The following is a 24,800-nucleotide window of genomic DNA, read 5'->3' on the forward strand; positions in this document are numbered from 1 at the left end:
AGAACCAGCAAGGCATCCAGCGGCTCGCCGTCAACACTGTCACCCGGCAAATTACTCGGCCGGGCTGAGGGACGAGGATGAGCTTCTCGCCGGCGAGCATAGTCCCTTCATCGCTGGTTCAATGGGTGCCCGCTGAGACCTGCGAATCGGCGGGCACCAATCGGTACAAAGGTGTATTATTGCCGATCCCTGACGAACTAGACAATGAATATCTCACATTCGGAGTGTCTCCAGTGCGGACATCAAATCGTTCGGAAAGGGACTTGGTTTAAGCGCATAGCGTATTTCGGATGCCCGTCGTGCAATGCTTCGTCGCGGCTTGGATACCCTGAAAAGCTACGCCTTTCGCGGCTCATAAACATCTAGGTGTCACTGATGTAATTGACACAACATGCCCCGCTGACTGCCAAGGCCCGCAGCTTGCGAATAAGTTACGCCATATGCACCATTCGCCGCATGCTCGATGACGAAATTGACCAACCGGCCCGGTAAGGGCTTTATGCCATGGAAAGTCGGCGACGGCGAGGACGCCGTCGACACGGTTTGCTGGGCAGCTCGGATTGTGAATTTCCCGATCGGAAATGCAGCAGCCTAAAGGTTTCGGACGCCTTCTTGAATATAAAGAGGAGAGCGGACCGACTGCGTCTTAGGCCCCTTCACCTATAACGGACATTCAACAGGTGAAGACGACGTGCCTGACGCCCCGACTGCGACCGGGCTGCTTACGTTCGCTTCTATCATGGCTCAGTGCCGCTACCAAACGGGGTGAAGCTCACTGGGTCCTGATAGCCGCGAAGCTTCTTTCGAACCGGTCCACGACCTCATCGACATCCGCCATCGCCAGGCAGAGCGGCGGGCACATCCGGACGGCCAGTGCGCGCAAAAACCAGCGGAGGCCGAGGTTCTTGCCTGGGGCGGGGTCAGCGACATCCTCGTTTCCAACGAGGTCGTTTCCTCCCGCAAGCTGGCGCGTCTGGCCGCGTTGACCAACATGTCGAAGATTTCGATTTGTGCCGATAGCGCGATCGTGGTCGACCAGATCGAAGCAGTTGCCGAATCCTCTGCCACGCGGTTGACCGTGCTGGTCGAGATCGACGTCAGCGGCGGCCGTTGCGGTGTGGAGCCCGGCGAACCGGCCACGGCGCTGTCGGTACGCATAGCGAGAAGCCGCCATCTGGTGTTCGGCGGCCTGCAATCCTATCAAGGGCGCGCCCAGCACCTGCGCACCGAACAGGAGCGACGCGACGCAATCGGCCAGGCTGCCGCGCGAACGGCGGATACTGTCGCCGCGATCAGGCGGCAAAAGCTGGAATGCGCTATCATAGGCGGCGCAGGCACGGGTACCTTTGCCCACGAGGCAGCCAGCGGCGTCTACAACGAGTTGCAGGCTGGGTCCTATGCGTTCATGGATGCCGACTATGCACGAAATCGCCCCGCTCCCGATTTCGAACAATCGCTGTTCGTGTTGAGCACCGTCATGAGTGCTGCCCGTCCCGGCATCGCGGTTCTGGATTGCGGCCACAAGGGAATTGCCATCGACAGCGGGCTTCCTCTCGTTCACGCCAGACAGGATATCGACTATGCCGGCGCATCGGATGAGCACGGTTCGCTCATCCTGCGTTCGGATCCCGGAAGCCTTGCCATCGGAGAAACGCTACGCCTCGTTCCCGGCCATTGCGATCCAACGGTCGACCGCTATGACTGGTATGTCGGCATGAGCGGCAAACGGGTCGAATGCGTCTTTCCTGTAGCGGCGCGCGGAATGATGCAATGATGCTCGCGGTTCTTCCAGAGGCCCCACAAGATATGGCCTGGAGACGAGGCGCGCAAAGACAACGATAGCTGATGTGATCTTCGGCCCATCCGAAGCCGATTGCCTCTACTTGATGATACCGATCTTCTTGCGATCGATGGTGACGAAGACGGCACAAACCAGAACCGTCCCCTTGACGATATTCTGAAGGTATGGATCGACGCCGGTCATGTTCATGCCATTCGACAGCAGCGTGATGATCAGAACGCCCAGGATGGTGCCGACAACACTGCCCACGCCCCCGGTCAAAGGCGTTCCGCCGACCACGACAGCTGCAATGACGTCCAGTTCAAGCCCCTCCCCGAGTTGCGCGGTGGCGGCCATGGCGCGCGCGCCCTGCAGCAATCCCGCGATGCCGCACAGGGTCCCTAGAAGCACATACATGAGGATCTTCACGCGGGCGACCTGAATGCCTGTCAACATAGCGACGCGTTCCCCGCCGCCGACGGCGCGGACCTCGCGTCCGAACACTGTCCTGTTGATGATGCCATAGGCAAACACGGTCAGCACCAAGCCGATGATCACCGAATGGGGAATGCCGAAAGTGCGTTCGGCATAGGCGTTGAGGAATTGCTCGTCCTCTATCGACACCGGAGCGCCGCGCGTGAAAAGGAGCACGATGCCGCGATAGACCACCATCGCTCCCATGGTGGCTATGAAGGACGGGACCTTGCCCTTGGCGAGGAGCATGCCGTTGATCCAGCCGGCAACCGCGCCAACGGCAATGGCCGGGACGATTGCCGCGGCGCCGAGACGATCTGCGGTCAGCGCCGTCACCAATGCCGCGAGGGCGACGATTGAGCCGACCGAAAGATCGATCGAGCCCGCCATGATGACGAAGGTCATGCCCAGCGCCGCGACCAGCAGCACCGTGCCCTGTTGAAGCACGATGAGAAGGTTGCTGAAGGTCAGGAAGCGTGGCGACAATATCGAGAAAATCACAATCAGCAGAACGAGCATGGCAAGCGGAAAGCTGCGCTTGACGAGTTCGAGCCTGCCTGCGTTCCGGATCGGCTCGCCGCTCGCGTTCGGCATCGCCGTTGTCCCGGCTGTCTCGTTCGTTTCCATGGTCAGGCCATATGTCCAATGATGTCGTGTTCGGTGGCATCGGCTGCCGTCTCGATGCGATGCGTGACATATCCCTGTCGGAGCACCAGCAGCCGGTCTGACATTCCGATCAGTTCAGGCATGTCTTCCGAGGACAGGATTATGGCGAGGCCCTGCGTCGCCATCTGCCTTATGATGCGGTAGATTTCCGCGCGGGCGCCGATGTCGACCCCACGCGTAGGATTGTTGAGCAGGAGCAGGCGTGGCTGGACGGCCAGGCATTTGCCGATCACCACCTTTTGCAGATTACCTCCCGAGAGCAAACGACAGGACGCATCGACGCTTTGCGCCTTGATGCCGATCTGGGCGATGAGATCGCCCGCGATGGCGATTGCGGCGGCGCGATCGAAGACCGGCCCATGACGCGGCGGGCGGGCCATCACCAGATTGTCGAGTACGCTGAACTCGGCAATCAGCCCTTCATTGTTGCGGTCGCCCGGCAGATGAGCCACGCCCTGCCGCCATGCGAAAGTCGGGCTCGACGGCGCGTAGCGGGCGCCAGCGAGCTTCATGGAGCCATGGCGCAAAGGCAAGTCGCCGCAAATGGCCGCAAACAGCGCTTCGGCGCCGGCGCCTTTCAATCCGGCAAGGCCGAGGATCTCGCCAGCGCGAACATCCAGGCTGATGTTGCTCAGCTCGCGTCCAACCGCGACGTCGCTGACTTCGAGAACGACGGGATCCCGCTCGGTCTTGCCCGGGTCTTTTGCCGGCCGTGGCGGATAGATGCTTTTCGCAAGCCCGCGCCCCACCATGCGGCGATGAATTTCACGCGGCACGATCTCGCTCGTGCGATACGTTCCGACAAATTGGCCGTCCTTGAGAATCGTCAATTCGTCCGCGACGGCCAGCACCTCGTCGAGGTGATGGGAAACGAAGGCTATCGTCATCCCCTGCGCCTTGAGTTCGCCGATGACGCGAAGGACGGCTTGAACCTCCCGATGATCCAGATAGGCGGTGGATTCATCGAGGAGGAGAATTTTTCGGACTTGTCGAGAGAGCTCGAGCGATCTCGATGCATTTCAGCTCGCCGAGATTGAGACTGCCTGTATCCGATGAGACCGATATCTGCGCGCCGATCCGCTCCAGGATCGCCTGCGCCGCCGATTCCATGCGTCTGCGGTCGATGAAACCGAGGCGGCCGGCGAACATCCGCAGGCGGTCGATGAAGATGTTCTCCGCAACGGACAATGAGCGGTTGATCGTGATTTCCTGGTAGACGAGCGACACGCCAAGGGCCGCCGCGCCGATGACACTTCGTGGGGCGTATCTTGCGCCATCCAAGGTCATTTCGCCGCCGTCAGGCCGTTCGGCACCGGCAAGCATGCGCAGGGTCGTCGATTTGCCGGCTCCGTTCTCGCCCACGATGGCGTGAACCGTACCCGGCCGCAGCTCAATCGAGACGTCATGCACAGCACGTGTCTGGCCGTAGCTCTTATGCAAATTGCTCGCGGTAAGCGTCATGAACCGAACGCGTCCAATATCAGGGTGAGGCCTGCCTGCAACCATAAGGCGGCAGGCAGGCCGAACGTCCGTTCAGTTGCTGTATTGCATCTCGAAAACGGCTGGCTTGGCGTCCTTGTTGTAGAAGCGGGAGTGCTGCCGGAAATCATAGGCGGGCACGCCGCCTGGAAAATCCTTTTCAAACTGCGCGACCCGATCCTTGGTCAGCGGCAGCAGCTTCAGCTTGACGTTGTCGGCACCAGGCGGCACCGGAATGCCCTTGATCTGGTCGAAAAGGGTGACCAGCGCGAAGCCGCCCTGAAGCCAATGACCGCCGATGTCGAAAAGCAGTTCGCCGGACTTCACCGCTTCGACAGTCGTGCTGCTGGAGGGCAACGCGTTGCCGCAGAAGGTGTTCTTGCCGATCCCCCAGAAGAACAATGCCGATCTGGCCGAAGGCAAGGACTTCTTCCCCGACCTGCCGAAGACCTTCTACACGGCCACCGGCTTTCCGCAGTGCTTCCCTGTGTTCACGCCGGATGAGCTGCAGGGCCAGACGGCCGACAACGCCAATTGAGCCGTGACACGATCTGGCCGGCATTGCGCCGGCCAGATCGTGCGGCAACGGAGCGCGCATGGCCGATCGCTATGTCGAACTGAAATCGGTGTCGAAATCCTATGGCGGCGTCCCGGCGTTGACAAAGGTGGATTTCCGCTGCGAACCGGGACGCGTGCACGCCATTCTCGGCGAGAACGGCGCGGGCAAATCGACGCTGATGAAATTGTTGGCTGGCGTCATCCAGCCGGACAGCGGAACGATCTCCATCGGCGGGCAGACGGTGCGCTTCTCTTCCCCGCGCGACGCGGCCAAACAGGGCACTGTCTGCATGTTCCAGGAACTGTCGCTGATGCCGCACCTTTCGGTTGGCGACAATATCGTGCTTGCCGCCCCGCGCACCCGGATGGGACTGGTGGAGCGTGGCGTCTATCGAGAGGCGCGCGAGGCGTTGGACCTGGTTGGTGCCACGTCAATCCCGCTCGGCGCTCGCGTTTCTGGCCTTTCCCTGTCGGAGCGACAGCTGGTGGAAATCGCGAAAGCCGTGTTCCGCAAGCCCAAGCTTCTTATTCTTGACGAGGCGACCTCGGCGTTGACCAGCGAGCTCGTCGAAACGGTGTTCGGTGTCCTCAGGATGCTGAAGGCGCAGGGTGTCGCGATCCTTTTCATCTCACATCGCATGCATGAGGTCTACGCCATCGCCGACCGCATATCCGTCTTCCGCAACGGCAGACATATCGAGACCTTCGACGTCGGCGCGCGCACGACGGATCAGATCGTGGGCCTCATGATTGGCCGCTCGCTGCAAGAACTCTTCCCGCCGCGTCGCCCACCTGTGCCCGACACAGCGATCACCGTTCTGGATGTATCTGACGTGAGCTGGCAAAGCCAGCTCGTCAATGTATCGCTGGCCGCGCGCGCCGGTGAAATCGTCGGGCTCGGCGGTTTGGACGCGCAGGGCCAGCAGCAGATCATGCATGCCGTCTTCGGTGTGTTGCGCGGAGTGACGGGCCGCATCGACCTCAATGGCAAGCGACTGAACGGGCTGAAGCCGCCGAGGCTGAAACAATCCGATATCGGTCTGGCGCTTGTGCCCGAGGATCGCAAGACAGAGGGGCTGATCCCCAGCATGTCGGTTGCCCAGAACATGCGTCTGGCGGCTCTCGGGCGGGCGCCATTCGGCTTGCTCGACCTGAACGGCAACAGCGATGCGCGGCTGCGGCAACTCATCGAACGCCTGGCCCTGACCTATGGTTCGCTCGAGGATCCCGTTGCAACGCTGTCGGGCGGCAACCAGCAGAAGGTGGTGCTGGCCAAATGGTTGGTGCTGTCGCCCAAATGTCTGCTGCTGATGGACCCGACGCGCGGCATTGACCTCGGGACCAAGGCCCAGATCTACAGGCTGCTCACCGATCTGGCGGCCGAAGGAATGGCGGTGATCCTGCAGTCGACCGACTATGAGGAGCTTATCCATTTGTGCGACCGGGTCTATGTCTTCTACCGGGGCAGCGTGGCAAAGGAACTGAAGGGCGATCAGCTGTCCGCCGACGCGCTCATCGCCGCCTCAATGAACGTGCATCTTCACGCTCGGGCCCAAATGTCATGACCTGGCTTCGTCAAAATGCAAGGGAAGCAATTGCCGAGCTCGCTCTCGTGGTGCTTTTCGCCGTCTATATCGCCATTCATCCACGCGGCTTCTCAACCTATGTGGTTACCATCTGGTCGAACGAGGGGACGCTGCTTGGGCTTGCCGCGATCGCCCAGTTCTTTGTCGTCCTGGTCAAGGGGATCGACCTGTCGGTAGGATCCGTCGTTGCGCTGACCAACGTGGTGGCGTCCTTCGTTTTCAACGCGTCTCCAGCGTCGATTGCCCTTGGCATGGTGGCTGTGCTCGCTGTCGGGGCGGCCTGCGGGCTGGTGAACGGGATCGCGGTCGTCTATGGCCGGGTGCAGCCGATTGTCGCCACCCTGGCGACAGGTGGCATCTTCAGCGGCATCGCCCTGCTTCTGCGGCCAACGCCTGGAGGCAGAATCGACGAGACGATGTCGGACGCGCTCACCTATGCGGTGGCGGGCATCCCCGTCTCGGCGGTCATTCTTGCCGTCGTCCTCGTCGTATTGCTGGTCCTTTTGCGCCGCACGACCGTCGGGCTGGGCCTCTATGGCGTCGGGTCGTCGGAACAGTCAGCCTACATGACCGGCCTTCGCGTGAATCGGCTCAAGCTCGTCGCCTATAGCAGCAGCGGCTTCATCGCGGCCCTTGCCGGGATCTATGTCAGCATGGTCACGCTCACTGGTGATCCCAACATCGCGCCGTCCTACACGCTGAACTCGATTGCCGCCGTCGTTTTGGGCGGCGTTGCGCTGAGCGGTGGCGCGGGTAGCCCCATCGGCGCCGTGATCGGCGCTTTGATCCTGAAGACCATCTCGTCGCTGATGTTCTTCTCCGGACTGCCCCCATTGGCGCAACCGTTCTTCGAGGGATTGATCCTGGCAACCGCAATTGCACTCGGCGCGCTTGGCGTTTTCCGGGTGCGCAGCCGGCTTGAGCTGTACCGCTGATGACTGATGCAACCGAGCGAACCGTTACGCCACGCAAATCACCCCGCTGGCTCAACCGGGACCGGATGTCGGTCCTGCTGATCGCCCTAGGCTGCGTCGCTCTGCTTCTGGGCGGCTCGCTATTGTATCCCGGCTTCCTGAAGCCCGGCTACCTGTTGCAGCAGCTTCAGATCGCCGCCTTTCTTGGCATCATCGCCACCGGCGCCATGATGGTGATCCTGCTCGGCGAGATCGACCTTTCAGTACCGTGGACCATCACGGGGACGGCGATTGTCGTCATCTCGGCCTCCGGCAGCTCCAATCCCCTGGTCGCCAGCCTGACAATTCCGCTGGGTCTGTGCCTCGGCATGGCGGTCGGCTTTTTGAACGCCATCGGTGTCGCCATCTTTCGCGTTCCTGCGATGGTCTGGACGCTGGCCGTCAACGCCATGCTGCTGGGCGCCGCGGTTTTCTACACCGGCAACAGCCGCCCCAACGGTGAAGTCCCCTGGCTGGCAACCCAGGCGGCGACCGGCAGGAGCTTCGGCGTCCCCAATGCTTTTCTCGTTTGGGCCGTCCTTGCAGCGATCACCGTCTGGATGCTCAAACGGACCGTTTATGGAAACTACCTTTATGCGCTCGGCAATTCGCGACGTGCCGTGTTTCTTGCCGGGGCACGGGTTCATCTGGTGAGAGTGGCAACCTTCGTCCTTGCAGGGTTGTTTTCCAGTTTCGGCGCCATCCTCCTGCTAGGCTACACCAACCAGGCCTATCAGGGTATGGGGGACCCCTATCTCATGCCGGTCATCTCGGCCGTGGTAATCGGGGGAACCTCGATTCAAGGCGGTCGAGGCAACTATATCGGCACCTTCGTCGGGGCTCTCTTCATCACGCTTCTGTCGTCGATCCTTTCCGTGATGCAGATGCCCCCCGCCGCACGCCAAATAGTCTTCGGCGCAATCATCCTGGTCATGTTGCTGATCCACGGCCTCACCGACAAGAACGGCGACATCTGAGGGCGCCAGTTAGATCGGAAGGTCTGGACGTCTGGATGATGCTCGAGGACTTACGAGGAGGCTGCCCGAGCCATCGCGGAAGCCATCGAAGAACGAAGCCAACTGCACAGGCGATTTCGCAGGCAGCCACTTACTGCAAGGCGGCGGCAGCGCCACTCGAAGGACAGGACCAAACATGCGCATCGTGGACATCAGGGAAAAGACAGTCTCGATTGCCTCCCCCATCGCCAACGCTTACATCGACTTTTCCAAAATGACTTGCTCGGCCGTCGCCGTGATCACCGACGTCGTACGTGACGGCAAACCTGTGGTTGGCTACGGTTTCAATTCGAATGGCCGATATGGACAGGGCGCCCTAATGCGCGACCGTTTCTTCGCGCGAGTTCTTGGCGCCGATCCGGAAACGCTCATTGACCATCAGCAGAATAACCTCGACCCGTTCGCAATCTGGAAGACTCTCATGACCAACGAGAAACCTGGTGGCCACGGCGAACGGTCCGTGGCGGTGGGCACCATAGACATGGCCGTCTGGGACGCCGTCGCCAAGATCGCCGGCGTTCCGCTGTGGCGCCTCCTGGCGGACCGTTACCGGGCAGGCGTGGCGGACGAGAAGGTTTGGGTCTACGCGGCCGGTGGTTATTATTATCCTGGCACGGACCACTCGAAGCTTCAGGCGGAGATGCGAGGTTATCTGGACCGCGGCTACAAGGTGGTGAAAATGAAAATCGGCGGCGTGCCGCTGGATGAGGATCTGCGCCGCATCGAGGCCGTTCTGGAGGTGGTCGGTGAGGGCAAATATCTGGCTGTGGATGCCAACGGACGCTTCGACCTGAAGACCGCCATCGCCTATGCCGAGGCGATCCGGCCGTACCGCCTGTTCTGGTACGAGGAGCCTGGGGATCCGCTGGACTACGCGCTACAGGCGGAACTGACGCGCCACTATGACGGCCCGATGGCGACGGGCGAGAACCTTTTCTCGCATCAGGATGCGCGTAACCTCCTGCGCCATGGCGGCATGCGGCCCGACCGCGACTATCTGCAGTTCGACTGCGCCCTCTCCTACGGCCTGGTTGATTATCTCCGCACGCTGGAGATCATAAAGGCGCTTGGCTGGTCCTCACGACGCGTAGTGCCGCATGGCGGCCATCAGATGTCGCTTAACATCGCCGCGGGCATGCATCTGGGCGGCAACGAATCTTATCCGGACGTTTTCCAGCCCTTTGGCGGCTTTGCCGACGGCATTGCCGTGGAAGACGGCTATCTCGGGCTACCGGATATTCCAGGTGTCGGCTTTGAAAAGAAGGCCGAACTGTTTACGGTCTTCCGACAATTGCACTAGAACTGGCCCTGATGGCACGGTACCTCTTATTCGCTTTCAACGAGCGTCGGCGATCGTGAACATGCAAATGTGGAGTTCTTGAGGGTACTGGAGAGAAAGGTGCTCCGGCTATGGTCTTGGATGATCCACGACGCAAATCATCTCCGCCACAACGAGGGAGGGGCTCAAGCTCAAGATCGGCGGTCATCAGTCGTCGTCCGCTTCCCCTAACGAACTGGCTCCTATGTCCGACCTCAACGTCGTTTGGCCGCTATCAGGCGGCCTCCTCATTGGCCTTTCGGCGGCACTGTACCTGCTGCTGAACCGCGGTATCGCCAGGATATCGGGACTGACCGCGTCAGCCTTGGGTTGGATAGGCCCTGGGATTAGTCCGCTCGCCAATCAGGCCGGCTGGATCGAACCTTGTCGGTGGAACCCAAACTTTACGGTCTTATAGAATTTGGCTGAGGAACTGTCTGGTTCTCGGATATTTCGCCTTGGTAAAGAACTCAGTCGGCGGCCCGTGCTCCACGATTACGCCGTGATCAGTAAAATAGACGTGGTCAGCGACTTCGCGGGCGAAGCCCATCTCATGGGTGACGAGGATGCAGGTCATCCCCTCGGCCGCGAGTTCCCTGATCGTCAGCAACACCTCCTTCACCGTCTCCGGATCGAGCGCTGCCGTGACCTCGTCGAACAGCATGACGGCCGGACGCATGGCCAAACTGCGCGCGATCGCCACGCGTTGCTGCTGACCGCCCGAAAGCTCTCCCGGATAGGTATCCTCTTTGCCCTGCAGGCGGACCTTGGCGATCAGCGCACGGGCGCGTTCCTCTACGTTCCCTCTTCGGCTCTTTCAGCACCAGGGCCGGTGCCATTATGATGTCTTGTGTGAAAAGAAGTTGTATTGCTGGAAGACGATGCCGACCTTCTTGCGCAGCGCGAGGAGGTCTAGCTTCGGGTCGTTCACCTCCTGTCCTTCGACCTTGATCGAGCCCTTCTGGATGTTGTTGAGCCCGTTGATGCAGCGGATCAGCGACGACTTGCCCGAGCCGGACGGGCCGATAATGCAGATCACTTCGCCCTTGCGTACGTCGAAGCTTACGCCCTTAAGCACCTCCAGGGCGCCGAAGGGTTTGCAGATGGGCGGCCGCGAGACACCGTGCGCTGGTCATTTCGGGGTACGACGAGGTCAATCACAAAGCCGCGCCCGAACTCGCGACACTTGGAATAGCCAACAATCTCCGCCACGGCTCAATGTGCCAATTGGGGGCATCCTATGCGAGCAACGCAAGTATCTCGCACGGTCTGTTCCGAATACGCGCGCATCCAGCGCGGCGATCTCTCCGAGCCTCTCACGGGGCAGTTCGCTCAATTCTCCATCCAGAGCCAGATTGGCCGGAGTTCTTGCGGAGGCCTCTGCTGCCCGACGAGATGCGCTGACTGAAACAGCTTGAGGATTATAACCTGCCACTTCGCCTTCGACGCCTGGAAGAGGCCGACCAGTTCATCCAGAATGGGTTTCGGATCGGAATTCTCCTCCGGCTGGTCGACAATAAGCGAGAGATCGTCAGCATCGTCCAATTTAAGGCAGAGGAGCAGAAGCACGATTCCGCGCATACCGGGAGAAAGCTTTGGTGATTGCGCCTCTTCGCAATCGATTCCGTAACGCAGGCCGATATGGTCTGCGCTGAACAGCCACTGCTCGAAATTCCGCGACCAAGCGCGACGAGGCTGGACTGGGGTCGTCTTCGCGAGACACCGAAGCAATTCGTATCGACCCCAAAAGGCTCAGGTCCCCGCCACTTCATTTTTCGAAAAGATGGGATGACGGGCTATGTTGTTGATGAGATCGCGTCCAGTGTAAGCCAATACGATTTTGATTCATTGGACGGTTCACTCAATCGACGCATGACGGCAAGCACTTTGCCGGCAAGCTTCCGTGGTCAAAATAGCAGCGCGGATATTCACCTATCTCCAGATGAGCGTTTCTTGTATTTTTCCAATAGAGGGCATAATAGTATTGCCGTATTTGAAGTTGACCACGAAACGAGCCATGTTTGCGCTAAAAGAAAACATCTATTCGGGCGGAGAATTGCCGCGCAACTTTGCTATCATATCGTCGGTGCGATATTTGATTGTTGCCAATCAGGGCACCAGTTCGTTGGTGGTTTTCGAACGCGACGTGAGCAGCGGATCGCTTCGGAAGATCAGCCAGACGTTTGCCGGCACGCCAATGCGCGTCAAAATCTGGCGGCAATCGTCATCTTCATAAACGGTTGGTAGACCCGTCAGTTTTAAATCCGCTCTTTCTTCACACAGGACGATGTAGAGCAGGCCGCCGCGACGGCTTTCTGAATGAACTCGAGCGATCAGGCATCGACCGTGCAACGGTTTCGAAACGCTCGGGCTGTGACGCCCATCGGCTCTCGGAGTACGCTAAAGGGTGGAGGCGTTTCGCCAGATGGCGATCTCGCGGTGGCGACTGGTCTGAGCGACCATAGCCGCTTGTACCGCGTGCCGAGTAAGTGTTTTGCGTTTTGAAGCTTTGACCATTGGCGAGAGGCGTTCCGAGCTTCACCAACTCGTGCGTCTCCGCCTCCGGATTATGAGGCGGCTCGATGAGGTCGAGCGCTCTGCAGATCTGGTTCTGAAGGCAGCGGCCGAGGTGATCGAAGCTGTGTCGCTCGAGCGTGACCGGCCGATGAGGATGCCAAGGGCCAACTGGACGGTTGGTCTCTGAAAGCATCAGCCAGTCAGTCATTCCGACGCTCAGGAAAGCTGCGGCACCTTTCCCTTTCCAGCACGCCTGCCACCAAGTCGCCGGCCGGTGTACGCGGCGCGTCATGCGCAGAGTGGTGCTCGGCGAGAAATGTATATTCGGGCATCCGCTCAGCGGCCTCGACAAAGCAGTCAAGAGCCGTTTCGATCCAAGTGGCGGCGGAGCGATAGGCGGCCATCTGTGCTTTCTCCATATCCTGCCCTTTCCGCCTTGAGATAAGGCCCTTGCCACCTTCAAGCTGCTGACGCGAGAGAGATTCGAAGCGCGCGTTCTCGTTGTCCTTCCTCTCCTGCAAGAGAGGCTGTGCATTGTCAAAACCAGTGTCGCGCTTGGGCAATTCGTTGGGGCCGACGAAGCTCAACGATGGAACATTATGTCGTGGAGGGGGTCTTATTTCACGCCGAGGTGTTTGATGTCCGGATGCGGTCCGCTGGATTTCATTTGTCGAGGGAAAAGGCTTTCTATTAACCGCTCTCGAAAGCAGCAGCGGTTTGCAACGGCGTCCATGAGCTGGCTAGGACCGTTCTAATGGTCCGCTTCTAGGACCCCGGCGGGCTCGCTCCAATGGCTGTGGTGAGGCGCTTGGCAGTCAGTCTGCTTTCGGGCCGGAAGCAGAGGTGGACGGATGAAGCCGACGTGGCGCTGGCCCCGTTATGCCAAGAGTGGTGGTAATCGAGGCGCTCCTAACACCACAATCATGGCTCGGCGCTGCATGTCGGCGTTATGGCATGTGTGCCGTCCAGACGGTAGAGGTCGTCCCCGCTACGGCAGCCTGAATCAGTCGGTCGGCGAGGATCGCCAGGAAGGCGATCGACAGGCCGGCGATCAGGCCCATGCCGGCATCAGCCTTGCCGAGCGCGACATAGACCGCCTGGCCAAGGTCGCGCGTGCCGACAAGAGCGGCGATGGCCAGCATCGACAGCGCCGCCATGATGGTCTGGTTGAGGCCGAGCATGACGACCGGCAAGGCGAGGGGCAATTTGGCCTGCAGCAGCGTCTGCAGCGGCGTCGCGCCCATCTGCTCGACCGCCTCGACGACATCGGCGCGCACATGCCGCAAGCCATGCTCGACATAGCGGATCGGCGGCACGATGGCGTAGAGCATGATGGCGATCAGCGCCGTGAACTCGCCGACCTTGAAGAACATCAGCGCCGGGATGAGGAAGACGAATTGCGGCATGGTCTGCAGCGCGTCGCAGATCGGCTTCAGGGCGCGGGAGACCCGCTCACTATGCGCCGCCCAAACACCAAGCGCGCCGCCGACCAGAAGACAAAGCAGCACCGCCAGCGTGCAGAGGTAGAGCGATTGCACCAGTTGCGGCCATAGGCCGTTGACCAGGATCAGCCCGAAGCCCGCCACCGCGAAGAGGCCGAGCCGCGGCCCGCCTACCTGGGCGGCAAGCAAGGCGACGGCAAGGATAAAGACAGGCCACGGCAGATCGAGGAAGCCGGTGTAGAGAACGAGGCCGGCGGCGGCCACCGCGACCGCAGCCCGCCAGCCGAGGCGGCGCGCGGCCAGAACGGCCAAGGCCAGTACCAGGACGACATAGACGGCCAGGGCCCACGGTGGCAGCGAGAAGCCCCACATTGCCGGCGTCGCCGAACCCGAAATGCCGACGCGCATCGGCAGAAGCAAGCAGTAAAGCACGGCGTTGCGAACGCCGTTGAAGAACCAGGCATAGTCACGCACCAGCCCCAGCAGCCATTGGTTCACGGCGCCCATCTGCATGCGCAGCCCCGTTTCCGGCAAAAGCGTCGCATCGGGCGCGGCCAGCCGGATGACGACGGCCAGAGCCAGCGCGATCGTCAGAGACAGCACCAGCCAGCGCGGCGTCATCCAGCGCATGACGCGCGTCGGTCCGGTTTCCGGCGCCTTGGCGAAGCCGATGGTGAGGCGGTCGATGAGGATGGCGAGCAGTGCGATCACCAGGCCGGACAGGATGCTCTGGCCGAACTCGGCCTTGCGCATCGAGGACAGCACTTCCCAGCCGATATCCTCGAAGCCGCCGATGATGGCGGCGACGATCACCATCGACAGCGCCGCCATCGTCGTCTGGTTGAAGCCGACGAGAAGTTGAGGCAGCGCCGTCGGCACCTCGACCTGCCAGAATTGCTGGCGGCGCGTGCAGCCGCTCATCAAGCCGGCCTCGCTGATCGCCGCCGGCACCCGGTCCAATCCGAGCATCGTGTTGCGCACCATCGGCGGCGTCGCATAGATCGCCGAGGCGATCAGCCCGACCACCGGGCCGAAGCCGAACAGCAAGAGCAGCGGGATGAGGTAGGCGAAGGCCGGCACCGTCTGCATCAGGTCGAGCGCGCCGTTGAGCACCGGACGCCAGCGCGGAAGAGCGTAACCCAGAACGCCAAGCAGGAAGCCGAGCACGGTCGAGATCGGCACCGCCAGCAGCACCAGCGCAAGCGTGTTCATGCTCTGCGGCCAGTAGCCGGCGAGCAGGATGTAGGCGAGCGTGGCGAGCGCAAAGATCGCCAGCCGCTCGCCACTCGACTTCAGCGCAAGGACGGCAATCGCCAGCATCACGGCCGGCCAGGGCAGCCAGGCGAGAACCAGTCGCGCGCCGCGCATCGGCGCATCGAGCAAGGCTGAGAGCGCCCGGAACCCCGGCTGGATGACGGCGACGGCCACGTTGGTCACGGCGTTGATGTAGGAGGCCAGCGGCAGCGTCCATTCCTTGGGGAAATTGACTAGCCAGGGAAACTCGGTTTTCAAAATCAGGCAAAGCGCCGTCAGCACGGCCAGCGCGCACCAGGGAACAAGGGCCGGCGCGATGACGAACCTTTGCGCGGATGGTGCGATCGCGGCCGGCGCCGTCATGAGCTTTTGCGCCTCGCCTGCTCGCGCTGCAGCACCGCAAGCACCGCGCCGGCGCTGAGCACCGCCGGCGGGCTGTCAACCGCACCGGGAACGGCGAAGGCACCCACGCCGGAGGCAAGCTGCGGGATGAGCGCCTCGAGGCTGGTGTCGGCGGCGACGCTGCGCTCCGGCAGCGCCGCGCCATTGGCCGGCGCGGCGATGTCGCCGGCCGTGATGACGCGCAGCAGCGGCATGTCCTCGGTGAACTGCGCGACATAGTCGTCGGCAGGGTTGAGCACGATGTCGGCCGGGCGGCCGATCTGCACGATCTTGCCCGCCCGCATGATCGCCAGCCGGTCGGCCAGGCGGAAGGCCTCGGCGATATCGTGGGTGATGAAGATGATGGTCTTCTTCAGCATGCGCTGCAGGCGCAGGAACTCGTCCTGCATCTGCTTGCGGATCAGCGGATCGAGCGCCGAGAACGGCTCGTCGAGGAACCACAGCTCCGGCCCCACCGCGAGCGAGCGGGCGATGCCGACGCGCTGCTGCTGACCGCCGGAAAGCTGGTGCGGGAAGGACGTCTCGCGGCCTTCGAGCCCGACCAGCGCGATCATTTCGCGGGCGCGGGCCTCGCGCTCCTTCGCCGGCTTGCCCTGGATCTTCAGCGGGAAGGCGACATTGTCCAACACGCTCAGATGCGGCAGCAGGCCAAAATTCTGGAACACCATGCCCATGGCGTGGCGGCGCAGCTCGGTGAGCTCCTTGCCACTGGCGGCGAGCAGGTTCCTGCCGTCGAGCAGGATCTCGCCGGCGCTCGGCTCGACCAGGCGCGACAGACACCGCACCAGGGTCGACTTGCCGGAGCCGGACAGGCCCATGATGACGAAGATCTCGCCGGTCGCCACCTCGAAGCTGGCATCGACCACGGCCGGCAGATGCGCCTCGGCGCGCAGACGCTCGGCCAGCGCATCGGGGTCGATCACATAGCCGCGCGAGTCGAAATAATAGTCCGGACGCCGGCCATAGACCTTCCAGACATTGCGGCAGGCAAGCTTTATCGGACGTGAGGCGGGGGTCATCGGAGCTATCCATGCGACTTGCTTGCCCGGCTCCGCGCGCCGCGGAAGCCGGGCATCGATTGCCTTTCAGCCTTATCGAGGCATCAGGTCGATCAGCCCTTGGCGCCGTCGACCCAAGGCTTCCACACTGCCTCGTTCTTGTCGATCCAAGCCTTGACCACGGCGTCGAGGTCCTCGCCTTTCTTGTCGACGGCAAGCATCATCTTCTCCTGCTCGCTGGCGTCCATCTTGAATGCCTTGAGGAAGGCATAGGCGGCCGGCCATTTGGCGCCGAAGCCCGACCAGACGATCTTGTCGACATCCGGCGGGGTGATGCAGTGCTCGTTGGTCTGCTCCTTGCAGGGCGGCATGGTGACCCAGCCGACGTCGTTTTCGGCCAGCGCATAATGCGGCCCCCAGAACATCATCACCAGCGGCGTCTTGGCCGCCTCAGCGGCTTCGAGCTCGGCCACGAGCGCGCCCTCGGAACCGGAGGGAACGGCGGTGTACTGCATGTTGTTGTCGGCAAGGATCGTGGCGGCCCGCGAGCCCCAGTCGGCCGGATAGTCGAGGAAGCGCGCATTGGGCGCGGTTTCCGGCGTCGACAGCACCTTGATGCAATCCGGCTTGTTGAGCGCCGTCCAGTCGGGCAGGCCGGGGCAAATCGTCTCCATAAATTTGGGGTAGATCCAGCCCTCACGCGTCTTCAGGTCGAGCTTGCCGATATCCTCGATCTGCTTGGCGGCGAGCGTCTTCGGATAGATGTCGCCGACATTGTTCATCCACACTTCGACCGAGGCGCTGAGCGAGCCGTCGGCGAGACCGGAAAACTGCGGGAAGTTGCCGGCGGTGACGTATTCGACCTTGTAGCCGAGCTTCTCCAAGAGCTGTCCGGCAATGTGGGTGGAGACATGCGCGCCGGTCCATTCCAGCATCGCAAGCTTGATCGGCTCCTCCTTGGCGCCGAGCTCGGCGCTGAGGCCGGGCGTCGTGGCGGCAAACGCCAGAGCCAGGCCAATTCCTGCATTTCTCAGTCTGTTAATTCTATTCGGCATGATCGTTCCCCTGTCTGGATGTTGTGGTTCGAGTTTCATCCTTGATGGCGAGGCTGCCGCTAGCCTCTTTCCGCGCCACTCCCCTGGCCGCGGAGAATTCCGTTATCGCGCAAAGCTGATGACGTACCTCCCTTTCGACTGGCCCCGTTCGAGAGCGACAAGTCCTGCCGACACGTCTTCCAGCGCGATGACCTCGACCGTCGTTTCAAGCGGCTTATCCGCGTGCATGGCGACCAGCTCGCGCATCTCCTGCCTTGTGCCGACGCTGGTGCCGGTGATGAGGACGCCGGTGGCCGTCAGCCATTCCTGGATGAGCGGCACCGGCTGGAAGACCATGGCTGCGGCGATGATCCTGCCGCGCGGCCGGATGCCCGCGACCATGGCGTCCCAGGTGGCGGTGGTCGGCGCGAAGTTGATGCAGGCGTGATATTTTTCACTCTTCGCCGCCAGCCGCGAGGGCAGGCCGCTGTCGGCGATTTCGGTTTCCACGGCACCGTAGCGGCGAGCGATCTCCAGCTTCGCCGGATCGCGATCAACCGCGAACACGCTGACGCCGAGCCGGCCGGCAATCTGCACGGCATAGAGGCCGAGGCCGCCGCAGCCAAAGACGATGCATTTTTCGCCAGCTTTCAGCCCCGCCCGTTTCACAGCGCCGTAAGCGGTGACGCCGGCACACATCACCGGCGCGGTGGTCACCGGATCGATGGCTTCGGGAAGCGCCACCGCGAAGCTCGCGTCGCAGACGACATATTCGGCAAAGGCGCCGGGCACGTTCAAGCCATGCGCGCGATGATGCTGGCAAAAGGACTCGTAGCCGTCCAGGCATTCATCGCAACGGCGGCAGGTGTCGTGGATCCAGGGCACACCTGCACGATCGCCGAGCGACCAGCCGCCGACGCCCTCGCCGATCGCCTCGACGCGGCCGATGCCCTCATGACCCATGACGAAGGGGGAAGGCGCGTGCAGCGGAATGCTCTCGCCGCGCCAGATATGCACGTCGGTATGGCAGACGCCGCAAGCCTGAAGCCGTACCAATATCTGACCGGGGCCGGCGACGGGACGCGGCACGCTGGTGACCTCGAGCGGCTCGCCATAGCTGCCTAGGACCGCGGCCCGCATCGTTTGTGTGTGCGACGTCATCGATAGTCCGTCCGGCATCTGCTTGCCTTCGCAGCCTAGGCCTGTCAAAATCATATGACAATACAAAAATTTGTTAGAGCGTACAAAAATCTCGTCGGATATACGAAACCCATGGCGACCAGGACGAAAAAACAACGCACCCGCATCGAGGACATCAGGCGGGTCGAGCTGATCGAGGCGGCGCACCGCATCTTCCTGCGCGACGGACTCAAGGGCCTGACGACGACCCGCATCTGCCATGAGGCCGGCATGTCGCAGGGCATCCTGACCTATTATTTCAAGAACAAGGACCAGGTACTGTTCGAGATGGTGCGGTACGCCAACCGTGTCCTGATGGACGCGGTGGTGGTCAATCTGCGCCAGGCCGAGACCCGTTGGGATCGCTTGACGGCCATCGTCGACGGCAATTTTCCGGCGGAGAAATTCGAGCGCAGCACGGCCAACGCCTGGATTTCCTTCTACGCGGAAGCCGCGCACAATCCGCGCTATGCCCGGCTGCAGGAGCTGTTCTACAAGCGGCTGCGGTCGAACATCGGCTCGGCGCTTTCGCCGCTGTGGTCGAGAGAGGAGATCGACCATTTCGTGCGCGGCTTCGCCGCCATGCTGGACGGCTTCTGGCTGCGGCGCGGCCATTCCGACGACGACATCTCGCATCTGGAGGCGAGAGCGCTGCTCGTCGAATATTCGGAAAAGATGCTTGGCGCGGGTATGGTGTCGAAGCTGAAGCGGCTTCAGCCGCAGGCGGCGTGACATCCCTGTCGACCCCCTCGCCGGCAGCGAGCGGTTGAAAACGCTCCTTGCCGGATTGGACGTCACCATAAAGCTCCGCCGGTGATCTGGATATTTTCCATGGTGATCCCCTTGGCGATATCCGAACAGAGGAAGACGGCAAGCGCCGCGATCTCTTCAGGCTGCAGCATGCGCCCTTGGGGATTGCCTTTCCGGAATTCGTCCATCGCCTCCTCGACGCTGCGGCCGTTGCCCTCGCGCGCCACCACTTGCGCGACGTTGCGGCGCATCAGCTCGGTCTCTACCCAGGTCGGGCTGATCATGACGCAAGTGACGCCGTGCGCAGCACCTTCCAGCGCAACACAACGGGTCAGGCCGAGCAGGCCGGCCTTGGAAGCGCAATAGGCAGGATTGTCCTTCCAGCCGACGGACGCCGCGGTCGAGCCGATGTTGACGATGCGGCCCCAGCCGCGCTCGATCATGCCGGGCAGCACGGCGCGCGTCGTGCGGAAGGCGCCGGTGAGATTGGTGTCGACGATCTTGTCCCAGAGCTCGTCGGAATGGCCGCAGACGGGCTGCTCGGCGGTCGTGCCGGCGGCGTTGACGAGGATGTCGGCGGGACCGACGTCCGCCTGGGCTTCGGCAAAGAAGAGGTTGGTGAGCGCGCTGTCGCGGACGTCGAGATGCGCTGCATGGACCTTGGTGCCGTGCGCCCCGAGTGCCGCGCGGACGCGCTCGATCTCCTCCGCGCCGGGATAATAGGCCGCGTCCGTCCTGCCGGCCTGTGGCGGCGCAACATAGGAGCCGACCGCGATATTGGCGCCGGCCTCGGCAAGCGCCGTCGCTATCGCAAAGCCCATGCCGGAAAAGCCGCCGGTGACGATGGCGCTGCGGCCGGTGAGGTTGGTCATCGCAAGCGGTCTCCGTGTTCACACTGCAAGATAGCCTCCATCGACGACCATTTCGGAACCGGTGACGAATTTGGATTCATCTGAGGCGAGATAGAGGACCATGTAAGCGATGTCGTTGGGCTCGCCGAGGAAGCCAATCGGGTGACGGGAAAGCGCCTTGGCCTTCTCCTGCTCGAGTTTTCCCAGGTCGCGCAGATAATTCTCGGTCTGCGGCGTCCAGACATAGCCGGGATGGATGGAGTTGCAGCGGATGCCGTAGCGCTGCTCGGCGCAATGCACGGCGACCGCTTTGGTCAGCGTGCGCACGCCGCCCTTGGAGGCGCAATAGGCGGCAAGATCGGCCTCGCCGATGATGCCGTCGATCGAGGACAGGTTGACGATCGAGCCGCCGCCGGATTTCTTCATCAGCTTGATGCCTGCCTGGCAGCCGAGGAAGACGCCGTCGAGATTGACCGCCATGGTGCGCCGCCATTCGGTTATAGAGGTGTCTTCGATGTTTTTGGCAATCGCAATGCCGGCATTGTTGACCAGCACGTCGAGCCGCCCGAAGCGCTGCTCGATCGCCGCCATGACGGACGACCAATCCTCAGGCTTCGAGACATCGTGGCGCAGCGCCAACGCCTCGCCGCCAGCCTTGGCGATCTCCGCCGCCGTATCGCCGGCGAGGGCCTCGTCGATGTCGCTGACGACCAGCCTGGCGCCTTCCGATGCCAGCAAGAGCGACGACGCCCGTCCGAGGCCGAGACCGGCCCCGGTAACGAACGCCACCTTGCCTGCCACGCGGCCCATTGCGGCATCAGCCTCCCTTGTTCAACGGCTCCAACGGCCTGCCCAGCCAATCGCGGTAGAAACCTTCCAGATCGGGCTCGAAATCATGCACGATGGGGTAGCCGGGGGCGGCCGACTCGACCTCGTGCAGTGTGCCGCATTGCGGGCAGATGAATTCGCGGATTTCCATCCAGTCCGGATCCGGCAGGTCGCTGTTGGGATAGATCTCGCGCAGCGATTCCTCTGTGTCTCGCACGATGATCGCCGCCTTCAGCTTCCAGTTCTTGCGATAGTCACCGAAGGAGTGGCCGCATTCGCATTTCGTCACCCGCTCGTCGCCGCTCTGGCAGATGAAGAGATGGTCGCCGACGGGGAGCAGGATCGGATCCTTCCAGCCGACACGTTCCTGCAGGACCGCGACATATTTGAAGAAGCGGTCGTCATCCTTGTAGGCGCTCATGATGCGGCGCGTCTGCGGCCAGGGCAGCGTGCCGGAAACCAGATCGGCGATGACTTCCTTGCTGTATGAGGTCATGGTCTCTTACTCCACGCCGAGGGTCGATTTGGCGTCGACATCCCAGAAAGTCGAAAAATCCCTGGCGAAGCGCGCAGAAAGCTTGATCGCTCTGGCATACATCTTCTTCACCTCAGGCGCGAAATCGGACGTCTTCACGCGTTCGCGCTCCTTGGCAATCCACTCCGAAACCGGTTTTGCACGCGCCAGCCGCTTTGCCCGCATCTCGGCGCGATGGCGTTTGGTGGCGTCCAGATTGGCGACCGGAAAACCTTCCTCGTCCTCGTCGAGCACGATGCCGAAGATGCCTTCGGCGGCTTCCTTGGTGAGGAAACCATTCTCGACATCCCAGGCGGTTTTCACCGGATCGCGCTCCAGCACGTCGCCGTAACCGCCGCCGCCATTGTAGGAATGGGTGAAGACATCGCCGGTCTTATGCGGCGCGGTGATATATGGACCCTCCATCGTCACATGCTCGCCTTCCAGCCGAACTTCCAGCTCCGAACGATACGGATTGGTGCCAGTATGATGCGCCAGCGGCGCGCCATTCTCTGCCAGCTCGAAGATGTTCGAGTGGCGCACCGCGCGATGCTTCTGGCAGGTCGGCGCGGGATAGCCGCCGCAGAGACCGCCATTGTCGAACACCCGCGAGGAATGTTCGGACGTCACCAGCCGCAGATGATCGGTCTTCGAGACCAGCCAGGTCGACAGGAACGAGCAGCCGCCGCGATATTTGCCTGCGCCGCCGGAGTTGGGAACGATCGACCTGCCGATATAGAGCATCGGCATGTTCTGCTCCCATATCTCGATGTTGCCCATGTCGGATTCCGGATTCCAGCCGACATAGGCGGTGTCGAGCCCATCCTTGATGGCCAACGCGCCGGAGCCGGCGGCGGCGCATTCGAAATGCGCCATGCCGAAGGGCGTGCCGTACTGACTGGTGCCGCCCATCTCGATCATCGGGCTGTTGACCTGGCCGACAAAGGCCTCCTCAACAAAGCCGCGCGCGATAAAGGAGCGCGACAAGAGCCGCTGGAACACGCCATAGGCCGGCAGAAGCAGCGCCCAGGAGGTGGCCGTCGCAACCATCTCGTTGTCAGGATTGGTCCAGGTGCCGTGCGGCAGCTTCAGCTCGGTGGCCATCCAGGCGCCATCATTGACCAGGCCCTCGAAATTCATGTGCTGGGTCAGCGTCACGAACATGCCGCCATCCATGCCGGCCGGCGTGCAGTTCATCGAATGGTAGCCCCAGGGCTGCGTGCCCTCGAAGTCCATGACGATCTTGCCGTCGGTGGTGATCTCCATCTCGATCGGGATGTTGTAGAGCCAGTCGGGATCGCCGAGCGGCTGATAGCCCGGCTTGCCCTTGGTGACGTGGCCGTAGAAGGTGTGGCCGCGATAGATGCCGGGCACGGTGAGCTGGCGCGTGCGGGCGAGCTGAGCTCGGCGGCCCTCCTCGATGAACTCCTTCGACACCTGCATCCAGTAGTCGAGGCCGATCTCGTCGATCAGCGCCTTGACGCTTTCGCGCATGTCGATGCAGGAGGCGACCTTGGCCTTCTCATCCAGCACCCAGTAGATCGGCATGCGGAGATTGCGCTCGCAGCGGATGACGTAGTCGCGCCTGAGCTCGTTATTCTCGCCGACCTTCTCGGCGCAGACGAACAGGCCTTCGGTGAAGCGCTCCTGCGCCAGCGCCACGTCACCGCCCGGCGTGATGCCGCCGGCCTCCAACTCGTGGCAGACGGCGCCCGCCCAGCCAACCAGCTTGCCGGAGTGGAAGATCGGCACCACGTCCATCACGTCCGGCACCTGCACGGTGCCGATGAAAGCGTCGTTGTTGGCGAAGATGTCGCCGTCGCGTATCTGCGGGTTCTCCTCGTAGCCGTTGCGGATCATCCATTTGATGAAGCGGCTCATCGTGTGCACATGCACCATGATGCCGTTGGAGAGCGCGATGGCGTCGCCTTCCGACGTGTAGATGGCGACGACCATCTCGCCGACCTCGCGCACGCCGGGCGAGGCGGAGATGCGACGCGCCATCTCGCGCGCCGACACGCAATAGGCGCGCAGCTTGGTGTGCAGCGTCTCGAACTTCAGCGGGTCCTGGTTGCGCAGCTTGAGCTCGGTGATGCCGTCATAGCAGCCGGTCTCTTCCATCAGCCGTTCGGATTCGAGCAGCCTTTCGCGGATGCGGAGCGCAGAGGCGGGGTTGTCCAGCATGGCGTTCGCCCTTCTCAAGCGTGGGTGTAGTGAAGCAGCGTCCATTCATCGACATGGACGCGATCCTGCGGATGGACGACCAGCGTGGTCGCCGGGTGTTCGATGATCGCCGGGCCGGTGACCTCATGCCCGGGCTGCAGCAAATCCATCTCGTAGAGATCGGCCTTGTGCCAGCGACCGCCGATATAGGCCTCGCGCACGCCCTTATGGGCCGACGCCGGGTCGGATTTGCCGAGCGGTCGCTTGACCAGCATCGGCTTGACCTTGTCGGCGGTAGCGATCAGCCCTAGCTCGGTGATCGAGAAACCGGCTTCGCCATAGCGCGAGACGCGGTGGTTGACCTTGGCGTAGACCGCCTCGAACTCGGCGATGACCTCGCGCATATCGTCGGCCGAACCGACCGCCGAAAGTGGCGCCACCACCTCGACGTCCTCGAGCTGGCCGGTGTAGCGCATCATCAGGAACGGCACGGTCTTGATCTTTGGGAGCGCATGGCCGTCGGCAACCATCTCGTCGACCGCGGCCTTGGTCAGGTCATCCCAGACGGAAGTGACCTTTGCGCCGAAGGCCTGCAATTCGTCGTCGCTGGCGCGCGCGCCAATATCGATCTGCGTCGACACCGAATGCCGGCGCATGAAGTCGGCGGTGGTGCAGCCAAAGGCTGAGAAGGCTGCGGCGAACTGGAAGGTGATGATGTCCTTGAAGCCGATGCCCCTGGAGCAGCCGGCCAAATGCAGCGGTCCGGAGCCACCGTAGGAGAGGAGCGTGAATTCAGATGGGTGAATGCCCTGTCCGGAGATGACGCGACGCAAAGCGTTGTTGGCGTCGGCCTCCAGCATGTCGATCATGCCTTCGGCGGCTTCCTCGACGCCGACGCCGAGCACCCGGGCGCATTTCTCCTCGAAGGCTTTGCGCGCCTTCTCGACCTGAAGCACGACCTTGCCGCCGAGGAAGTAATGCGGGTTCAAACGGCCGAGGATGGCATCGCAATCGGCGATGGTCGGCTCGGTGCCGCCC

22 protein-coding genes and 3 pseudogenes are annotated in these 24,800 nt (G+C 62.1%); 9 read left to right on the forward strand and 16 right to left on the reverse strand.

All coding sequences use genetic code 11. The features are described 5' to 3' along the window. Window positions 1–829 precede the first annotated feature (829 nt). Window positions 830–1,774 (forward strand): DSD1 family PLP-dependent enzyme, encoded by a 945-nt coding sequence (locus tag EOA24_RS04505; protein ID WP_245467337.1) that lies wholly within the window; start codon window positions 830–832, stop codon window positions 1,772–1,774. 105 nt (window positions 1,775–1,879) lie between these two features. Here the strand turns inward: EOA24_RS04505 and EOA24_RS04510 are convergent, their stop codons facing one another. The 4 genes from EOA24_RS04510 to EOA24_RS04525 all read right to left on the reverse strand — a co-directional run bounded on the left by EOA24_RS04510 (window position 1,880) and on the right by EOA24_RS04525 (window position 4,756). Then, window positions 1,880–2,848 carry an ABC transporter permease gene (locus tag EOA24_RS04510; protein WP_189343218.1) on the reverse strand — a complete coding sequence of 323 codons (969 nt, stop codon included), beginning with the start codon at window positions 2,846–2,848 and terminating at the stop codon, window positions 1,880–1,882. A 35-nt stretch (window positions 2,849–2,883) separates the two neighbouring features. Then, window positions 2,884–3,807 (reverse strand): ATP-binding cassette domain-containing protein, encoded by a 924-nt coding sequence (locus tag EOA24_RS04515; RefSeq protein WP_127409640.1) that lies wholly within the window; start codon window positions 3,805–3,807, stop codon window positions 2,884–2,886. A gap of 73 nt (window positions 3,808–3,880) precedes the next feature. Further along, window positions 3,881–4,381 carry an ATP-binding cassette domain-containing protein gene (locus tag EOA24_RS04520; protein WP_189353857.1) on the reverse strand — a complete coding sequence of 167 codons (501 nt, stop codon included), beginning with the start codon at window positions 4,379–4,381 and terminating at the stop codon, window positions 3,881–3,883. 72 nt (window positions 4,382–4,453) lie between these two features. Further along, on the reverse strand, window positions 4,454–4,756 hold the full coding sequence (locus EOA24_RS04525) for a hypothetical protein (RefSeq protein ID WP_127409642.1): 303 nt from the start codon (window positions 4,754–4,756) through the stop codon (window positions 4,454–4,456). A 4-nt stretch (window positions 4,757–4,760) separates the two neighbouring features. On the opposite strand from EOA24_RS04525, the gene EOA24_RS41415 reads away from it, so the two are divergent. The 6 genes and pseudogenes from EOA24_RS41415 to EOA24_RS42830 form a co-directional block, all read left to right on the forward strand. Then, window positions 4,761–4,937, forward strand: a complete 177-nt coding sequence (locus EOA24_RS41415; RefSeq protein WP_189353860.1) for a hypothetical protein — start codon at window positions 4,761–4,763, stop codon at window positions 4,935–4,937. A gap of 58 nt (window positions 4,938–4,995) precedes the next feature. After that, complete coding sequence (locus EOA24_RS04530; protein ID WP_126078813.1) at window positions 4,996–6,522, forward strand: sugar ABC transporter ATP-binding protein; 1,527 nt, start codon at window positions 4,996–4,998, stop codon at window positions 6,520–6,522. After that, entirely contained in the window at window positions 6,519–7,478 is a 960-nt protein-coding gene (locus tag EOA24_RS04535; RefSeq protein WP_127255338.1) for an ABC transporter permease, read from the forward strand. Before EOA24_RS04530 ends, EOA24_RS04535 begins: the two co-directional genes overlap by 4 nt. Before the next feature lie 65 nt (window positions 7,479–7,543). Further along, complete coding sequence (locus EOA24_RS04540) at window positions 7,544–8,473, forward strand: ABC transporter permease (RefSeq protein WP_245501758.1); 930 nt, start codon at window positions 7,544–7,546, stop codon at window positions 8,471–8,473. Window positions 8,474–8,648: 175 nt separating this feature from the next. Beyond that, window positions 8,649–9,812: a mandelate racemase/muconate lactonizing enzyme family protein gene (locus EOA24_RS04545; protein WP_127255336.1), complete on the forward strand. Its 1,164-nt coding sequence runs from the start codon at window positions 8,649–8,651 to the stop codon at window positions 9,810–9,812. A gap of 223 nt (window positions 9,813–10,035) precedes the next feature. Continuing rightward, a pseudogene (locus tag EOA24_RS42830) lies at window positions 10,036–10,161 on the forward strand (YeeE/YedE family protein); the annotation flags it as partial. A gap of 81 nt (window positions 10,162–10,242) precedes the next feature. On the opposite strand, the pseudogene EOA24_RS04555 reads toward EOA24_RS42830, so the two are convergent. Together EOA24_RS04555 and EOA24_RS44050 are read right to left on the reverse strand one after the other, a co-directional pair. Next, window positions 10,243–10,908: pseudogene (locus EOA24_RS04555) on the reverse strand (amino acid ABC transporter ATP-binding protein). A gap of 311 nt (window positions 10,909–11,219) precedes the next feature. Continuing rightward, window positions 11,220–11,519: pseudogene (locus EOA24_RS44050) on the reverse strand (hypothetical protein); the annotation flags it as partial. Between EOA24_RS44050 and EOA24_RS04565 the strand changes: the two are divergent. Further along, window positions 11,472–12,077 (forward strand): beta-propeller fold lactonase family protein, encoded by a 606-nt coding sequence (locus EOA24_RS04565; protein ID WP_245491011.1) that lies wholly within the window; start codon window positions 11,472–11,474, stop codon window positions 12,075–12,077. The pseudogene EOA24_RS44050 and the gene EOA24_RS04565 overlap by 48 nt on opposite strands. 470 nt (window positions 12,078–12,547) lie before the next feature. On the opposite strand, the gene EOA24_RS04570 is transcribed toward EOA24_RS04565, so the two are convergent. From EOA24_RS04570 to EOA24_RS04590, 5 genes are all read right to left on the reverse strand, one after another. Beyond that, the gene (locus EOA24_RS04570; RefSeq protein WP_126078819.1) at window positions 12,548–12,934 is read right to left on the reverse strand and encodes a hypothetical protein; all 387 of its coding nucleotides are present in this window, start codon (window positions 12,932–12,934) and stop codon (window positions 12,548–12,550) included. Between the two features lie 360 nt (window positions 12,935–13,294). Continuing rightward, entirely contained in the window at window positions 13,295–15,406 is a 2,112-nt protein-coding gene (locus EOA24_RS04575; RefSeq protein WP_126078820.1) for an ABC transporter permease subunit, read from the reverse strand. Beyond that, window positions 15,403–16,464, reverse strand: a complete 1,062-nt coding sequence (locus tag EOA24_RS04580; RefSeq protein WP_127409643.1) for a betaine/proline/choline family ABC transporter ATP-binding protein — start codon at window positions 16,462–16,464, stop codon at window positions 15,403–15,405. The genes EOA24_RS04575 and EOA24_RS04580 overlap by 4 nt, the downstream gene beginning before the upstream one ends. 92 nt (window positions 16,465–16,556) lie before the next feature. Then, window positions 16,557–17,498 (reverse strand): ABC transporter substrate-binding protein, encoded by a 942-nt coding sequence (locus EOA24_RS04585; RefSeq protein ID WP_126078822.1) that lies wholly within the window; start codon window positions 17,496–17,498, stop codon window positions 16,557–16,559. 102 nt (window positions 17,499–17,600) lie between these two features. Continuing rightward, window positions 17,601–18,638, reverse strand: coding sequence for an alcohol dehydrogenase catalytic domain-containing protein (locus tag EOA24_RS04590; RefSeq protein WP_189343221.1), 1,038 nt, complete (start codon window positions 18,636–18,638; stop codon window positions 17,601–17,603). A 111-nt stretch (window positions 18,639–18,749) separates the two neighbouring features. Here EOA24_RS04590 and betI point away from each other — a divergent pair, with 111 nt between their 5' ends. Then, window positions 18,750–19,388 carry a transcriptional regulator BetI gene (gene betI, locus EOA24_RS04595; RefSeq protein ID WP_126078824.1) on the forward strand — a complete coding sequence of 213 codons (639 nt, stop codon included), beginning with the start codon at window positions 18,750–18,752 and terminating at the stop codon, window positions 19,386–19,388. A 62-nt stretch (window positions 19,389–19,450) separates the two neighbouring features. Here the strand turns inward: betI and EOA24_RS04600 are convergent, their stop codons facing one another. The 5 genes from EOA24_RS04600 to EOA24_RS04620 form a co-directional block, all read right to left on the reverse strand. Next, window positions 19,451–20,278, reverse strand: coding sequence for an SDR family NAD(P)-dependent oxidoreductase (locus EOA24_RS04600; protein WP_126078825.1), 828 nt, complete (start codon window positions 20,276–20,278; stop codon window positions 19,451–19,453). A gap of 18 nt (window positions 20,279–20,296) precedes the next feature. Beyond that, window positions 20,297–21,067, reverse strand: coding sequence for a glucose 1-dehydrogenase (locus EOA24_RS04605; RefSeq protein ID WP_126078826.1), 771 nt, complete (start codon window positions 21,065–21,067; stop codon window positions 20,297–20,299). A gap of 7 nt (window positions 21,068–21,074) precedes the next feature. Continuing rightward, entirely contained in the window at window positions 21,075–21,581 is a 507-nt protein-coding gene (locus EOA24_RS04610; protein ID WP_126078827.1) for an acetone carboxylase subunit gamma, read from the reverse strand. Window positions 21,582–21,587: 6 nt separating this feature from the next. Next, window positions 21,588–23,783 (reverse strand): hydantoinase B/oxoprolinase family protein, encoded by a 2,196-nt coding sequence (locus tag EOA24_RS04615; protein ID WP_127409645.1) that lies wholly within the window; start codon window positions 23,781–23,783, stop codon window positions 21,588–21,590. A gap of 14 nt (window positions 23,784–23,797) precedes the next feature. Beyond that, a partial coding sequence (locus EOA24_RS04620) for a hydantoinase/oxoprolinase family protein (protein ID WP_133374459.1) occupies window positions 23,798–24,800 on the reverse strand: 1,003 nt, incomplete at its 5' end.

The sequence above is a fragment of the Mesorhizobium sp. M2A.F.Ca.ET.039.01.1.1 genome (assembly GCF_003998035.1).
GTDB lineage: Bacteria > Pseudomonadota > Alphaproteobacteria > Rhizobiales > Rhizobiaceae > Mesorhizobium.

What these genes read in the sequence shown, in the direction of transcription:
- EOA24_RS04600 (WP_126078825.1), bottom strand. Translation starts at nt 20,278, where the DNA reads ATGACCAACCTCACCGGCCGCAGCGCCATCGTCACCGGCGGCTTTTCC.
- EOA24_RS04545 (WP_127255336.1), top strand. Translation starts at nt 8,649, where the DNA reads ATGCGCATCGTGGACATCAGGGAAAAGACAGTCTCGATTGCCTCCCCC.
- EOA24_RS04540 (WP_245501758.1), top strand. Translation starts at nt 7,544, where the DNA reads ATGTCGGTCCTGCTGATCGCCCTAGGCTGCGTCGCTCTGCTTCTGGGC.
- EOA24_RS04610 (WP_126078827.1), bottom strand. Translation starts at nt 21,581, where the DNA reads ATGACCTCATACAGCAAGGAAGTCATCGCCGATCTGGTTTCCGGCACG.
- EOA24_RS04585 (WP_126078822.1), bottom strand. Translation starts at nt 17,498, where the DNA reads ATGCCGAATAGAATTAACAGACTGAGAAATGCAGGAATTGGCCTGGCT.
- EOA24_RS04605 (WP_126078826.1), bottom strand. Translation starts at nt 21,067, where the DNA reads ATGGGCCGCGTGGCAGGCAAGGTGGCGTTCGTTACCGGGGCCGGTCTC.
- EOA24_RS04615 (WP_127409645.1), bottom strand. Translation starts at nt 23,783, where the DNA reads ATGCTGGACAACCCCGCCTCTGCGCTCCGCATCCGCGAAAGGCTGCTC.
- EOA24_RS04575 (WP_126078820.1), bottom strand. Translation starts at nt 15,406, where the DNA reads ATGACGGCGCCGGCCGCGATCGCACCATCCGCGCAAAGGTTCGTCATC.
- EOA24_RS04515 (WP_127409640.1), bottom strand. Translation starts at nt 3,807, where the DNA reads ATGACGATAGCCTTCGTTTCCCATCACCTCGACGAGGTGCTGGCCGTC.
- EOA24_RS04520 (WP_189353857.1), bottom strand. Translation starts at nt 4,381, where the DNA reads ATGACGCTTACCGCGAGCAATTTGCATAAGAGCTACGGCCAGACACGT.
- EOA24_RS04510 (WP_189343218.1), bottom strand. Translation starts at nt 2,848, where the DNA reads ATGCCGAACGCGAGCGGCGAGCCGATCCGGAACGCAGGCAGGCTCGAA.
- EOA24_RS04565 (WP_245491011.1), top strand. Translation starts at nt 11,472, where the DNA reads ATGGTCTGCGCTGAACAGCCACTGCTCGAAATTCCGCGACCAAGCGCG.
- EOA24_RS04580 (WP_127409643.1), bottom strand. Translation starts at nt 16,464, where the DNA reads ATGACCCCCGCCTCACGTCCGATAAAGCTTGCCTGCCGCAATGTCTGG.
- EOA24_RS04530 (WP_126078813.1), top strand. Translation starts at nt 4,996, where the DNA reads ATGGCCGATCGCTATGTCGAACTGAAATCGGTGTCGAAATCCTATGGC.
- betI (WP_126078824.1), top strand. Translation starts at nt 18,750, where the DNA reads ATGGCGACCAGGACGAAAAAACAACGCACCCGCATCGAGGACATCAGG.
- EOA24_RS04535 (WP_127255338.1), top strand. Translation starts at nt 6,519, where the DNA reads ATGACCTGGCTTCGTCAAAATGCAAGGGAAGCAATTGCCGAGCTCGCT.
- EOA24_RS04590 (WP_189343221.1), bottom strand. Translation starts at nt 18,638, where the DNA reads ATGACGTCGCACACACAAACGATGCGGGCCGCGGTCCTAGGCAGCTAT.